General features: G+C 65.1%; 9 protein-coding genes. 2 read left to right on the top strand and 7 right to left on the bottom strand.

Features of this window, described 5'->3' with window-relative positions; all coding sequences use genetic code 11:
* Positions 1-30: 30 nt before the first annotated feature.
* Positions 31-957, bottom strand: coding sequence for a hypochlorite stress DNA-binding transcriptional regulator HypT (gene hypT / locus BRD58_RS05025; RefSeq protein WP_012847784.1), 927 nt, complete (start codon positions 955-957; stop codon positions 31-33).
* A 193-nt stretch (positions 958-1,150) separates the two neighbouring features.
* Between hypT and murQ the strand changes: the two genes are divergently transcribed.
* Positions 1,151-2,059 (top strand): N-acetylmuramic acid 6-phosphate etherase, encoded by a 909-nt coding sequence (gene murQ, locus BRD58_RS05020; RefSeq protein ID WP_015461089.1) that lies wholly within the window; start codon positions 1,151-1,153, stop codon positions 2,057-2,059.
* A 45-nt stretch (positions 2,060-2,104) separates the two neighbouring features.
* Here murQ and BRD58_RS05015 read toward each other — a convergent pair whose 3' ends face one another.
* Both BRD58_RS05015 and nfsB read right to left on the bottom strand, forming a co-directional pair.
* Positions 2,105-2,593, bottom strand: coding sequence for a hypothetical protein (locus BRD58_RS05015; RefSeq protein ID WP_012847782.1), 489 nt, complete (start codon positions 2,591-2,593; stop codon positions 2,105-2,107).
* Between the two features lie 173 nt (positions 2,594-2,766).
* The gene (gene nfsB / locus BRD58_RS05010) at positions 2,767-3,420 is read right to left on the bottom strand and encodes an oxygen-insensitive NAD(P)H nitroreductase (protein WP_073381873.1); all 654 of its coding nucleotides are present in this window, start codon (positions 3,418-3,420) and stop codon (positions 2,767-2,769) included.
* A 219-nt stretch (positions 3,421-3,639) separates the two neighbouring features.
* Here nfsB and BRD58_RS05005 point away from each other — a divergent pair, with 219 nt between their 5' ends.
* Positions 3,640-4,467 (top strand): helix-turn-helix transcriptional regulator, encoded by an 828-nt coding sequence (locus BRD58_RS05005; RefSeq protein ID WP_012847780.1) that lies wholly within the window; start codon positions 3,640-3,642, stop codon positions 4,465-4,467.
* 17 nt (positions 4,468-4,484) lie between these two features.
* On the opposite strand, the gene BRD58_RS05000 is transcribed toward BRD58_RS05005, so the two are convergent.
* The 4 genes from BRD58_RS05000 to BRD58_RS04985 all read right to left on the bottom strand — a co-directional run bounded on the left by BRD58_RS05000 (position 4,485) and on the right by BRD58_RS04985 (position 14,187).
* Entirely contained in the window at positions 4,485-5,360 is an 876-nt protein-coding gene (locus tag BRD58_RS05000) for a [formate-C-acetyltransferase]-activating enzyme (protein ID WP_073381870.1), read from the bottom strand.
* Positions 5,326-7,623 (bottom strand): formate C-acetyltransferase, encoded by a 2,298-nt coding sequence (locus tag BRD58_RS04995; RefSeq protein WP_073381867.1) that lies wholly within the window; start codon positions 7,621-7,623, stop codon positions 5,326-5,328. Before BRD58_RS04995 ends, BRD58_RS05000 begins: the two co-directional genes overlap by 35 nt.
* Positions 7,624-7,844: 221 nt before the next feature.
* The gene (locus BRD58_RS04990) at positions 7,845-9,008 is read right to left on the bottom strand and encodes a serine hydrolase (RefSeq protein WP_012847777.1); all 1,164 of its coding nucleotides are present in this window, start codon (positions 9,006-9,008) and stop codon (positions 7,845-7,847) included.
* A gap of 337 nt (positions 9,009-9,345) precedes the next feature.
* Entirely contained in the window at positions 9,346-14,187 is a 4,842-nt protein-coding gene (locus BRD58_RS04985; RefSeq protein ID WP_073381864.1) for a hemagglutinin repeat-containing protein, read from the bottom strand.
* Positions 14,188-14,217: the final 30 nt, after the last annotated feature.

Below are 14,217 nucleotides of genomic sequence, written 5' to 3'. Positions count from 1 at the left end.
ACGCTGCACCGGCTCCGCCCCAGGGCGGAGCTATTCCATCTCCCCCGCCCTGGCGCTGAACAGCTCGCCCAGAAGCTGCCAGAAACGCTCCATGCTCTGACTCATCCGGGTATCCAGGCGGTAGGCATAGGCATCGATCGGGATCAGCAGGGCCTGACTGTCGAGGGCGACCAAACGCCCCTGCGCCAGCTCCTGACGAATGCCGTAGCCCGGCAGCCAGGCGATCCCCGAGCCATCCAGCGCCACCTGCTTTAGCAGCTCACTCATCGACGAGACGAAGACGGTACGAAAATTCAGCGACGTATCGCGCGCCAGCACCCGGTTAACCTGCCGCCCCATGTAGGAGTTGGCGGTGTAATTCAGCAGCGGTGCCTCGGCCTGATCCAGCCGGTACAGCGGCTGACCATCCCGATCGGCGGCGCACACCGGAAACAGCTGAGAGGAGAAGAGATGAATGTGAGCAAACGGCGTCTGAAGCAGATTATCGTCATGATAGGAAAAGATAAAGTCGCTCTTTCCCTCGCGCAGCGTATCGACGGCCCGGTCCACGTCGATGGCCTCGACCGTATAGCTGAACGGCGCCGGCAGCTGCTTCACCAGCGAGGGCAGCAGCCCCAGCGACAGGGAGTGGGCCGCCGCAATCGCGATCCGCTGCTGGGCCGGATCCCCCCCCGATCGCAGCTCGGCCAGATTGCTCTCCAGCTGCTGCAGCAGGCTGCGCACCTGCGAATGAAAAATTTTCCCCTGCTCGGTCAGCTGCAGCGGCGATATGCTGCGGTCAAACAGCACGACGCCGCAGGCTTGCTCCAGCGACTGAATACGGCGGCTAAACGCAGACTGGGAGACATTGCGCCGCATGGCGGCCTGGGAAAAATTGCGACACCCCTCCAGCGTTAAAAAATCGTACAGCCATTTGGTTTCAATATTATGCCCCTGCCCATTGCCGACCCGCTCCATGCCCTTTCTCCGCCGCCATCGCGATTGCTCCGCCGCCGCGCCGCGCGCGCCGGCCCCGAAACCTGCGCCGATTATAACCCGACGCGGCGCGTTATCATGTGCGATAACGCTGACCTCTCCCAACGGTGCTATGCTGTGTCACCGCGGCGCCGGCCGTCTGCGCCGCGCTACCTACAGCCAGAAAGAGGATGCCATGAGCCTGAACCTTGACGCCATGATGACCGAACGCCGTAACCCGGCCAGCGCCGCCATCGATACCCTGTCCACCCTGGACATTCTGACCCTGATCAACGCCGAGGACAGTAAGGTCGCCCCGGCCATTGCGCGTATCCTGCCGCAGATAGCCCAGGCGGTGGATGCCGTCAGCGCCGCCTTTGCGCGTCAGGGACGGCTGATCTACTGCGGCGCCGGCACCTCGGGGCGCCTGGGGATCCTGGACGCCAGCGAGTGTCCCCCCACCTTTGGCACCCCGGCGGAGCAGGTGATCGGCGTGATCGCCGGCGGACAGCGGGCTATTTTGCAGGCGGTAGAGAATGCGGAGGACAACCCGCAGGCGGCGCAGGACGATCTGCAGCGCCTGGCGCTGTCGTCCCGCGACGTGGTGGTCGGTATCGCCGCCAGCGGGCGCACCCCCTATGTCCTGGGCGCCCTGCGCTACGCCCGCGACGTCGGGGCGACCACCGTTGCGCTGAGCTGTAACCCGGACAGCCCGATGGCGCCGCTGGCCGATATCCTCCTGACGCCGATCGTCGGCCCCGAGGTGATTACCGGATCCTCGCGGATGAAGGCGGGAACGGCGCAGAAAATGATCCTGAATATGCTGAGCAGCGCGGCGATGATCCGCAGCGGAAAGGTCTATGGCAACCTGATGGTGGACGTAGAGGCGACCAACGCCAAGCTGGTTGAGCGCCAAATCCGTATTGTGATGGAGGCCGGAGAGTGCGATCGCGCCACCGCCGTCGCAGCGCTGGAGCACAGCCAGCGGCAGTGTAAAACCGCCATCGTGATGGTGCTGACCGGCCTGTCGGCCGCCGAGGCGCAGGCGCTGCTCGACCGACACCGGGGCTTTATCCGCCCGGCGCTGAATGAGCGCTCGGCCTGAATCCACGCGCAGCCCGCGCCGCAGACGCCGGCGCGGACCGAGAGACTACTGCAGCCAGGCGCGGATAATCCGCCCCAAGGCCTCGATATCGCTATACAGATGATCGTTTCCGGCAACGCAGCGGCACTGCGCCGTCTCACCCACCAGCTGGGCCAACGCCGCATAGGATCCGAAGGGATCGGCCTCCTGCTGGATAATCAGCACCCGCTGGCGGGCGGTCAGCGCCTGCAGCGCCCGGCGCTGCTCCTCGTTATACAGGGAGAGCGCCACGCCGATGAAGACGGTCTGGCGCCCCTGCAGCGCCGGCGTCAGAACACAGGCCAGCGTACCGATAGACTTGGCCAGCAGCAGGTCGCACTGGCCGTGCGGCATATGCGCCAGCTCGGCCTGCAGATCAAACGCCGCCTGTGGCTGCTGCCAGGCGGCGAAACGGTGCACCTGCAGATCCAGCGCAGGCACGTGCAGCGCGTGTGCCACCTCGGCTATCCACTCTTGGGTTGCGGGCACCTTGCCCGGAATTGCGATCGCTTTCATTGGTCTTCCCCTTATCCCATCAGACGCCTCGACGAGGCGCTATTCTCTCCGTTATAGCGCGATTGTCTGTCGCTGTCCTCTCGGTGGGGGAAATGTCTGACAAAAAGGCGCAGCGACGAAAATGTCACCCGGGGCGCCCGCTCCCCACGGCGGCAGGGGCGGGGAAAGGCGTCTCAGCACTCGGTCAGGATCGCTGACAGCGGCAGGCGGGACTTGGGCAGCGCGGCGTTAAAGTCCTCTGCGCTGCGGTAGCCCAGCGCCACCAGCGCCACGCTGGTCAGCCCCTGCTGCGGCAGGTCGAATTCGGCATCCAGCGCGACGCTGTCAAACCCTTCGATCGGCACGGCGTCGATATTCAGCGCCGCCAGCCCCAGCAAAAAGTTCCCCAGGTTAAGGTAGACCTGCTTGGCCATCCACTGCCCGGCATCCTGCAGCGTATCGCGGTGCAGGGAGGCAAAGTAGGCGCGTCCTTTATGCTGCGCCTCCATCGCCTGCGGCGTCGCAAAGCGGCCATCGGCCTGCTCCTGCAGCAGCAGACGCTGCAGATAGGCTTCATCTATCTCCGTTTTCGCGCAGAAGACCACGACGTGCGATGCCTCCAGCACCTTACGTCGGTTGAACTCATAGGTGCCCACCGTCGCGTTGGCAACGCGCGCCTTACCGGCATCGCTGCCCGCCAGAATAAAGTGCCACGGCTGGGAGTTGGTGCTGGAGGGGCTCAAGCGCAGCAGCGCCTTGACGCTGTCGAGATCGCCGCGGCTGATTTTCCGCTCGGCGTCAAAAACCTTGGTTGAGTAGCGCGATAGCGCCGCTGAAATGATATCCATCGAGAGACTCCTGCTGGTTGAACGAATGATGACCCCCTGGCGCCCTGATCCGCCGCGGGATGGCGTTCAGACTATCCTGTTTATTCCGCCGCCAGCAAGGACAATCCTGGCGGTCATCCTCCTGCCACGGCGGGCTTGCCTCCCGCCGTGGCGCAACGGATAATCAGCGAGGATCCGGTCGGTCCCCCGTCCACCGGCGTGTGCCCATGGAGAAAGCCGATGTCTCTGGAGATAGCCCCGACGCTTGCCCGCCTGCGGGAGGCAAGCCTGGCGCTGGGAGAGGTTCTGTTCGCCAGCGCCCTCGCGGCGCCCGCGCAGGCGCCGCGCCTGGAGATCGTCATCGCCGGGAGCCTGCTGCGCCGCGATGAGCACGGGCGCGCCTATCGCCAGCGGTGCGGCGATGTGCTCTACCTGCCCAGCGGGGAACAGCGTCAGATCACGGGCGACGAGGAGGCTACGCTGCTGAGTCTGCTGTTTGCCAAGCAGCGGATCGTCCTGACCCTGTGGCAGTGGGATGGTGCGCAGCTCCAGCGTCGGCAGCAGACCCAGATCGCCCGACGCGGGCCGCGCACCGGCACCTTTCTGCTGCAGGCGCTGAATGAACAGGCCATGCAGCCCGCCGCCCAGGCGACCGCGCGCCTGACCGTCAGCGCGCTGCTCAGCCACTGTAGCGACCTGCTGGCGGGCCACCTGCGCACCGCGCCGCACCGCCAGGCGCTGTTAAACGCCATTCGCGACTATATCGACGACCACTACATGGACGCCCTGAGCCGCGACGCCGTCGCCCGGCGCTTTCACATTACGCCCAACTACCTCTCACAGCTGTTTCAGCGCGCCGACGGCGGCGGCTTTAACCACTATCTGAATCACGTTCGCCTTGAACAGGCCAAGACGCTGCTCAAAGAGTATGAGATGACCATCAAGGCGATCGCCCACGCCTGCGGCTACGACGACAGTAACTACTTTTGCCGCCTGTTCCGCCAGCGTACCGAACGCACGCCGAGCGAATATCGCCGCCAGTACCACAGCCAGAGCCCTTCACCATAGCGGTGGCGCCGCGCCGATTAGCCGCCGATCCTCACTCGATAGCCCGCTGCCTCGGCCATGGCCTGCAGCGGGGCTATCTGCGCCGACGTCGGCGCCGGCGTCGCCTGCATCGCCCAGCGCTGGCCGAGCAGCCGGTACTTGCCTTCGCCGTAGCGGTGAAACGGCAGCAGGTGCAGCTCGTCGATCCCCAGCGGCGCCAGCGCCTCAAGCGCCCGCCGCAGATTCTCCTGCGATAGGGTATAGCCGGGGATCAGCGGCAGCCGCGGGATCACCCGGATCCCGCGCTGACGCAGCAGGCGCAGGTTATCCAGCGCCCGCGGCAGATTCAGGCGCAGCAGCTGCGCCGAGCGCTCGGCATCCATGATCTTGAGATCGAACAGCACCTCATCGCACAGGCTGGCCAACGGCAGCAGCCGCGAGGCGGGCCCATCCCCCGCCGTCTCCAGCGCGCAGTGCACGCCCAGCCGACGCAGGCGCGTCAGAAAGCGGGTGGCGAAGGCCGCCTGCAGCAGCACCTCGCCGCCGGAGAGCGTCACCCCGCCGCCGGAGCTGCGGAAAAAGACGGCGTCCTTCATCACCTCCGCCTCCAGCTGCGCCAGGGTAACGGTCCGGCCAATACGCTCCATGGCGCCAGAGGGACACTCATCGGCGTCGTTCAGACAGGGGGTACAGTGCAGACACCGCTGCTCGCGGCGCACCGTCTGCGGCGCGGGGGAGATCGACTCCGGGTTGGCGCACCACGGACAGCGGTGCGGACAGCCCTTAAAAAAGACCACGCTGCGGATCCCGTGCCCGTCGTTCAGCGAATAGCGCTGTACGTTGAAGATGCACGCCGTCTCCCCGGCGGCGCGGGCCGCCTCACAGCTGGTGGGCGGTACGGCGGATGATGTCATCCTGGATCTCCTGCGACAGCTCAACGAAAAAGGCGCTGTAGCCCGCGACGCGCACCACCAGCCCGGCGTACTCCTGCGGGCGTCGCTGCGCCGCGCGCAGGGTCTCGGCGCTGACCACGTTAAACTGGATATGCTGCAGCTTCAGTTTGCTGAAGGCGTGCAGAAAATCGGCCAGCTTATTCAGCCCCGCCTCGCCCGCCAGCGTCGCCGGGGTAAACTTCACGTTCAGCAGCGTACCGTTGGAGAGCAGGTAGTTATCCAGTTTACTGACCGACTTGAGCACCGCCGTCGGCCCCTGACTGTCCTGACCGAGCATCGGTGACAGGCCGCCGTCGGCCAGCTGCTCGCCGGCCAGCCGCCCGTCCGGAGTCGCCCCGACCACCGCCCCCAGGGGAATGTGCGCAGAGACAGTGTAGGAGCCGGGCGTAAACTGTCCACCGCGCGGATTCCGGTATTTTTCCACCTCTTTACAGTAAAAACGCAGCAGATCGGCGCTGATATCGTCCACACTATCGATATCGTTACCGTATTTCTCGAAGCGGTTGATCAGCCGGGCGCGGATCTGCGCGCCGTCGGGCGTCGCGAAGTTGGCCTTCAGCTGCGCCAGCAGCTGATCAAAGCTGAGGCGCCGCTGCTCAAACACCATGCCGCGCAGGGCGTGCAGCGAATCGCTCAGGTTGGCGATACCGATCCCCTGCACCCCGGAAAAATTGTAGCGGGCGCCGCCGTCGGTGATATCGCGGCCCTTGTCGAGACAGTCGCTGATAAAGGCGGAGAGCAGCGGCACCGGCGCCCAGTCACGGTGGCCGATATCGCAGATATTACTGCCCTCGACCATCAGCCGAATATAGTGGCGGATGCGTTCGCGGATCTGCGCCAGCAAATCCGCGTAGCTCAGGGCGGTATTACCCTCGTTATCCAGCAGCACCAGCTCCATCACCTTGAGCAGGTTAAACATGGCGATATCGTGCAGCCCGTAGGTCTTGCCGGGAATCGAGAGCTCGACGCAGCCGACCACCGCATAGTCCCGGGCATCCTCTAGCGACACGCCGCGGTTGAGGAAGGCCGGCACCACCACCTCGTCGTTGAAGATTTGCGGAATACCGGTGCCGAGGCGAATGGTTTCGGCACTCTTGAGCAGAAACGCCCGATCGATCAGCTCGTTGATGCGCACTCCCAGGTTGGGCTGCGGCAGGCAAACATCCTGGTACGCCGCCAGACAGGCGAAGGAGAGCGGGTTGACCGCGCTGCGCCCGGTGGCGCTCAGGCCGCCCAGCAGGGCAGTATAGCCGGTCGGGAAACCGGCAAAATAGCGCGCGCTGCCGCTGGAGCGCAGCAGCACCACATCGTTACACTTCACCCACAGCGCCGCCAGCAGCGTCTGCAGCTGCGACGCGCTCTCGCCCTGCGCCAGAGAGGCCTGATAAAACGGCAGCATATACTGGTCAAAGCGCCCCAGGGACAGCGAGCTGGCGTTGGACTCATACTGCAGGATCACGTTGAAGTACCAGAACAGCTGGCAGGCCTGACGGAAATCCTGCGGTGCCTCGCTGGCATTATGGCGCGATATCGCCGCGATCTGCAGCAGCTCCGCGCGCCGCATCGCGTCGCCGCACGCGGCGGCCATCGCCTCCGCCAGCGTCGCATAGCGCAGAATATGGCGCTGCGCCGCCCGCATCACCAGCAGCGCGGCCCGGTAAAAGTCGCTGTGCGGCGCCCGGCGGCAATGCGCATCCAGGCGGGCGATCAGCGCCGACAGGCCGTGCTGCAGCAGGTGCGGGTAGTCAATAATGATATGCCCCTGCCCTTTATCGGTCTGGTTGATGCTAAAGATCTGGCTGGCGGCGGCGCACCGCACCGCCTCCGTCATCTGCGCGTTGATAAAGTCCTTCATCGAGCGCCCCGCCCAGTAAGGATAGAGCGTCTCGCGGTACAGGCGTTTATCCTGCTCGTCGATCTCAAAGCGATCCTGCGGCCGCTGGGAAAAGGTCTCCAGCTCCGCCAGCAGCCAGTAGGGGTCCATCTCCGGGGAGATGATGCCGGCGCGCGGCTGCACGGTGCGGTTGCCGACCAGGATCTCATCCTCGCGGATGGCGATCGCCACGTTATCCAGAATATGGGCGGTCGCCAGGGCGCGGCGCACGATCACCGGCTCCCCCTCCGTCTGCCGGTGGCTGGCGGTATACAGCAGCGCCCGCTCCAGAGAGATAGCCCGAGGCTGGGCGAACAGCGCGGCCTTTAAACGCGGGATACGGTTTGGCATAGCGATCTCCTTGCAGACGGATGCAGATACGGCACGCCCGCGGGTGCGGGCAATCTGCGCTCACAATAGGCAATCGGCGCGCGCGCCGACAGGAGAGAAAAGCCTCATTTACTGGATTTTTGTATGCTGCTGGTAAAAATGGGATCTGCCTCAACTATTGGCATATTGGCAGCGGCGGCGGTGACCGCCGCGCAGACCACGGTGGTCTCGTCTATGCCCCTTCAGCCGATCTTAATCGCGATATAGTCCTCCAGACGGGAGAACCAGCCGGCCTCGGCGACCGGGGAGAGCGTGCGCAGCGCATAGCTGCCGATCTTCCTACCGCCGTACAGGTAGTCCACCTGCCCGACGACCTCGCCCTTGGCCAGCGGCGCCTTCAGATAGTCATGGCTCAGGGTGTACTCCACCTTCACGTCGCGCAGTTCGCCCTTCGGCAGGGTGTAGTAAATATTCTGCGGGTTGCCCAGCGCCACGGTCTGCTGCTGGCCATAGCGCACCTGCTGACGGGTCACCGCGCTATCGCTGGCCGCCAGCTGCACGGTCTCAAAGTTACGCTCGCCCCACAGCAGCAGTTTCTTTGCCTGCTGCTCTCGTCCTCGGCTGCTGTCGGCCCCCATCACCACGGCGATCAGACGCTGGCCGCGGGCGTCAACGCTGGTGGCCACCAGATTGAAGCCGGCGCTGGCGGTGTGGCCGGTCTTCATCCCGTCCACGTGCAGATCCTGATCCCACAGCAGCCCGTTACGGTTGTTCTGGGTCACCCCGTTCCAGCTCAGGCTCTTTTCCGCATAAAAATGGTAGTAGGGCTGCTCATGGGTAATGATGGCGCGGGCCAGCAGCGCCAGATCGCGCGCGCTGCTGTACTGCCCGGGCGCATCCAGGCCGTGCACCGTTTCAAAGTGGGTATTCTGCAGGTGCAGCGCGCTGACGTCGGCGTTCATCTGGCGGACAAAATCGGCCTGATCCCCGCTGACATAGTCAGACAGGGCAACGCAGGCGTCGTTGCCGGAGTCAATGATGATCCCGCGGATCAGATCGCTGACCGTCGCGCGATCCCCCGGCTTGAGGAACATCAGCGACGATCCCTTAAACAGCGGATTGCGGGTCGCCCAGGCGTCGTCGCCGATCGACACGCGATCGTTTAGCCCGATCCGTCCCTGATCCAGCGCCTGTTCCACCACGTAGTTGGTCATCAGCTTGGTCAGGCTGGCCGGGTTACGCCGGGCATCCGGGTTGCCGGCGGCCAGGATCTGGCCGGTCTGGGCATCCATCAGTACCCAGGATGCGGCATCGATATGGGGCGGCACCAGAGGAAAGGCCATCTGTGCCTGGGCGGCGCCGGCAAGCAGTAAGAGGGCCAGCGGGATTTTGGCAACTGTATTCAAAGCGTTTCCTCATTCAGATATCGACGTTGCGCGCGGGCATCTGTCATGCCGCGCCGCCCGCCCGCGCAGAGGGGGGAAGGCGCGGCTATTCTTAACAAAAGCCGCTCGCCATAGCGTCAATAAATGTAAAAAAAACAATTCAGTCGGTGATATTTGTAATAAAAACCGCGGAGAGGCGTACGCAATGCTAATAATGCAAAAAAATAATAATGTCCGGAGCGCACGCGGTGTGCGCGCCGGACGAACGCCGCGCGAATAAGAAAAACGGCGGCCCGTAGGCCGCCGCTGATGGCGGATAGCGTCGCCGCTATCCGGTGTACCCTGTGCCGCTGACGGCTTACTGTTTGCTGTGAACCCCGCTCTGGCTGCTCTCCGGATGGCTCTCCGTCGAGACGCTCAGGGGCAGTTCGCCCTGAGTGACCAGCTTGTTGGCCACCTCCGTCAATCCACCGACGCTCAGCGGAAGCGCGCCTTTACCGCTGCCCTGATAACGGTGTCCCGCCAGATCGCGCTGCACTACGCGGCTGCCGCTCAGATCGACCTTCCCCGCCGCGCTCTCGATCGTCGCGCCGGTCAGGTCGGTCTCCCCGTTCACCCGCAGCGTAACCCCCTGCTGGCCGGCGATTCCGGACTGCTGCGTCACCGCTAGGTTATCGACTCGCTTGCCCTCGGCCTGCAGCGATCCCTGCGCACCGGGTGCACCGGTCAGCGATGATTTCACCCCGTTACCGGCGCTGCGCGCCGCGCGATCCCACAGCGCCCCCTGCGGCTTCTCACCGGTCAGCGTCTCCGGCAGCGTCACCGTCTCGTTCGCCTTGTTAAAGCCGACGCTGCCGGTGGTGTCCTGGCGTTTATCCAAACGGCGTACAGCACCGTTATATTCGTCGCTCACCTTATCGCTGACCTTGTCGATGGCGCCCTCCAGCTTACTCTGTACCTTGCCGGCGAGGTGCGGCGTCGCGATTTTGGACAGCTTCGCCGTCTTGCTGGCCCCCTCATCATTGCTGTGGCTGAAGGTCAGCCCGGCGTTAACCTGCGTACTGCGCTCGCTGTCCTGACGGCTCTCCAGACGCAGATCGCCGCCCACCTCGCCGCCGATGCGCTGCGCATCGACCCGCGCGCCGGCCAGCGACGTATCCCCTTGGCTGGATAGCGTGACCTGGTTATCGGCATGGATTTGGCTGTTTTGCTGCGTCGTCTGCGTCTGCCGATCGACCGCCACCTTCAGCCCCGTATTCAGGGTATGGCGATTCTGCCGGCTGGCCGGATCGGCCTGCCCCTGCGCGTCCTTGCTCACGCTCTGACGACCGGACAGACCGCCCGAGGCATCGACGCCCCAATTGTTTTTCTCTTGGCCGCTGCTGGCCGACTCCAGCACGATCCCGCCCTGCTGCGCGTTCAGCGCTACATCGTGCCCCGTGACCTGCGCCCCCTGCAGATGCAGCGCATCGCTATCCTGCGCGCCGGCGCTCAGGGTGACGTTGGCACCGCTAACGCGCGCGCCTTGCGCCGTGCTCTGCTGCTCATGCTGCATCGCCACCTTGGCTTTGGCCCCCACCGAGCCTCCCCGGCTATTGGCGCTGTCGCTGCTGCCGCTGCTTGCGCCGCCGCTCAGCTCGCCAGACCACACGCTGCCCTGCTGGCTGCGCGCTGAGTTCGCCTGACGCAGATCCAGCTTTTCTCCGGCCTTGAGGGTAACGTCCCCTTGGCTGCTGACCTCTGTGCCCTGCAGCGTCAGGGAGCCTGCGCTGTTCAGGGTCACACCGCCGTCGGCGCGGACCTGCGCCGTATGCGCCTGCGTTTCACTCTGCTGGCCGTTATCCTGCCCGCCGCCCAGCGCCGCGCTGCCGCTGTTGCTGCCGCTCATATCGCCGCTGAGACGGGCGTGGGCATCATAGCCGGCGTGGCTGACGCTGTGGCTGTCCGTCGCCTGCTCCAGCTGCAGATCGCCGCCGCTGTTGAGCTGTACCTTGCCATGACCGCCGTCCAGCGCCGTTCCCTGATAGCGCCCCTCCTGTCCCAGCTGAATATCAATGCCGTTCGCCGCCTGCACCTTACCAGCCTGTGCCGTCACGGACTGCGCCTGGCCGCTGCGATTCTCGCCCTGTCCACGGGCAGCACCGCCGATATCCTTGCCGGTCGTGGTGTAGACGCGCAGGCTCGCACCGCCGTTAACGTCGTCCGTCTGACCACGATGGCTGTCGCTGGCGGCGTCAAAGCGGTGGCTATCTGCCCGCAGGCTGACCCCGCCGTCGGTCGCCCGGTACTGCGTCCCCCGGTCATGCACCTCGTCGCGCGCCGTAACCTGAATGGCACCCGCCTGGATCTGGGTGGTCTGCGCCTGGGTATCGCTGCTGCTCTGCGTATGGGTGCCCCCGTCGGCGGCGACATCGATCCCCAGATTCGGCTTGCCGATGGTACCAATCTCATTAACTACGCCGTTGGCATCCAGGCTGGCGCCTTTCTTCACCGCCCCTTCCAGCGGGCGGGTCACCGCGCTGTAGTCGACGCTAACGCCCGCTTCGCCGTGAACCTGGGTACGTTGGCTGCGGCTGCTATCGCGGTTATTGGCCTCCAAATGCTCTACGCTGGCGGCCTGCTCCCGGTAGACGCCACCGGCCTGGTGGTGCGCCCCCTGCTGCGTCAGCTTATCCGTCGCCGTAATGGTCAGATTACCGCTGACGCTGCTGCTGCTGCCCTGCGCCCGCACCTGCTCGTTTTGCGTATCGCTGTGGCTGTAGTGTCCCTCATAGCCGCTGCCGGCCTTATCGATGCCGGCGGTGTAGTACGCTCCGCCCCCCGCCTGCGTCTGGCTGGTATGGCTGGTTTTGCTCTCCTCGGCGCTCACGAAGGCGACGTTCTTACCGCTGATCTGTGCATCGCCCGCATCGGCCTGCAGGTGCGCGCCGCTAAACACCACGTCATCTCCCGCCGTCACCTCTACGCTGCCGCCGCGGAGCTGGCTGCCCCGGTGCGTCACGCTGCGACTCTCCTCCTGCTGAGCGGTGTGCTCAATGCCTACCCCGGCGCGATACTGTTTATCCCCCTGCGCCTTGGCGTACGCCGTCACCTGCAGCGAGGTACTCTCTTTCTCCAGCGTATCCACGCCGGCCGCCGCCGCGACATCGACCCGGCCCCCGGCCTGCAGCGCCAGCTTGCCGTCGCTCTCCACCCGGCTGCCGTTGACCTGAATATCGCGGGCGCTCTCCACCCGCAGGTTCACGTCCGACGCCAGCTGACTGCCGCGCACCTGGTCATGGCTCTCGGTGCGCTTCTCCGAGGCGGTAGTGATGTTAAAGGCGCCGCCGCGGCGGCTGTTATCCTGCTCATGGGTCGTGTTCACCACCCGATCGATGATCACATCGCCGCGCTGGGACTGCACCACGCCGCCGCGCCCGCCGTGCGCTCGGCTGCCGCTGATCGTCACATCCTGCCCGGCGGAGATCGTCAGCTGGCCGCCGCTCTCGACCTCGCTGGCCTGGCTGCGCTCTTGGCTATGATTGTTGTCTCGCTCACCGCCGCCGCCGATCCCGCCCCAGTAGGTGTGGTTGTCGATCTCCGTCTTACGGTTGGCGACGTTCTGCACCGTCAGGTTAACCTTCCCGGCCGCCGCGATCCCGGCGTCGTTATCCGCCCGGATCTGCGCCGCCTGGGCGCTGAGATCGCCGCCGGCCTCCAGGCTCAGATCGTGCCCGGCGCGCAGGCGCGTCTGATGCAGGCGCTCCTCGCTGCTGCGCTGACTCCAGCGCCCGCTGTTCAGCGCGGCGCCCTCGTTGCGCTTATACCCCGTCAGCTGATGCTCATCGCGCTCTTGTATACCGCTCAGCGCCACGTCCCCCTTCGCCTTCAGGCGCAGATCGTGGCCGGCGCTGACCTCGCTGCCCTGCAGCCGCAGATCGCCGTGCGTCGCACTGAGGCTGGCGTTATGACGGGCGTCGATACGCCCCGCCACCGCACGCTGCTGGCTGTCGCTGCGCGTTTCATCGTGCTGCCAAGAGTAGAACCAGCGGTTATCGGTCTGCTTCTGCTCCTGCGTCAGCGAGGCGCCATCCAGCAGCACCTCCCCGCCGGCGATCGTCACATCATCGCCGCTGATATCCGTGGCGGTCAGGTGGGTGCTCTGCGCCGCCACCAGGGTCAGGTTCTTGCCGCTAAGCACCGTGCGCCGATAGCTCTGCTCCCGGCGGCTATCGCTGACGTTGATCCCACCGCGGTAGTTCTGGTAGTTATCCTTCCCCTCCCGCTGCTCATCGCGCTGGGACAGGGTGCCCTCGGCGCGCAGCGTGCCCGCCTGCAGCGAGATATCACCGCCGCGCAGCTCCGCGGACTGCAGGGTCAGACGATCCTTCGCCGCGACCGAAATATCCTGATCCGCGTGCAGCGTACCCGCCAGCTTCACCCCGCTGCCGGCGGCGGTGTTGATGATGCGGATGCGCCCGGCCTGCATACTGCCCAGGTAGTAGCTGTCTAGCGCCGTGCCATTGACCCCCGCATCGATCTGGCGGAGATCGCGCGTCAGGCGATTATTGCCGCTGACGGCGTTGATCTCGCGGGCGCTGACCGCACCGACGCTCTCAATGCGCGGCGCCACCAGATCCAGCACGCTGTTCGTCGACAGCCCACCCGTGCCGATCTGCAGACGGTTATCATTGTTCAGGGTCGAATAGGCGCTGAGCGCCCCGCCTTCCACCAGCGGATTCCCCACCACCAGCGCTGAGCGGGTCGTATTGATAAAGCCGCAGCCGTCGCAGGTGATGCCGTTGGGGTTAGCCAGCACATAGTCCGCCGCCATGCCGAACACCTCTTGCTGCCCCAGCAGCAGCGAGGGATTACGACTGATCACCTCGTTTAGGATCACGCTGGCGCTCTGTCCGTGCAGATTCGGGTTGGCCGCCAGCGCGCCGGCCAGCTGAGACTCGCCCCCCGTCAGGGCGTTGTTGAACACCGCGCCGGGGCGGTTAACGTTAAAATCCTGATACTGGTTATGGGACAGCCCCCGGTCCGTCGGCGTGACGATATTGACTACCTGGGCACCGCTGGGCGCCGTCGCCACGCCGGGGCCCAGCGCGCCGCCGTCCGGCACAATATTGCCGGCAAAGCTGCTGCAGGCGACAAAGGAGATGGCGATGATGGTCGCCAAGCGCCCCGCCGAAGAGAGTTTAAAATGTTGATATGCCATAGAGGTTACCTCATATCAGCGCCCGCGGGC

The organism is Edwardsiella piscicida, assembly GCF_001896205.1.
GTDB lineage: Bacteria > Pseudomonadota > Gammaproteobacteria > Enterobacterales > Enterobacteriaceae > Edwardsiella > Edwardsiella piscicida.
Note: the sequence above shows the minus strand (reverse complement) of the source record. Positions and strands in the feature narration are given on the sequence as shown.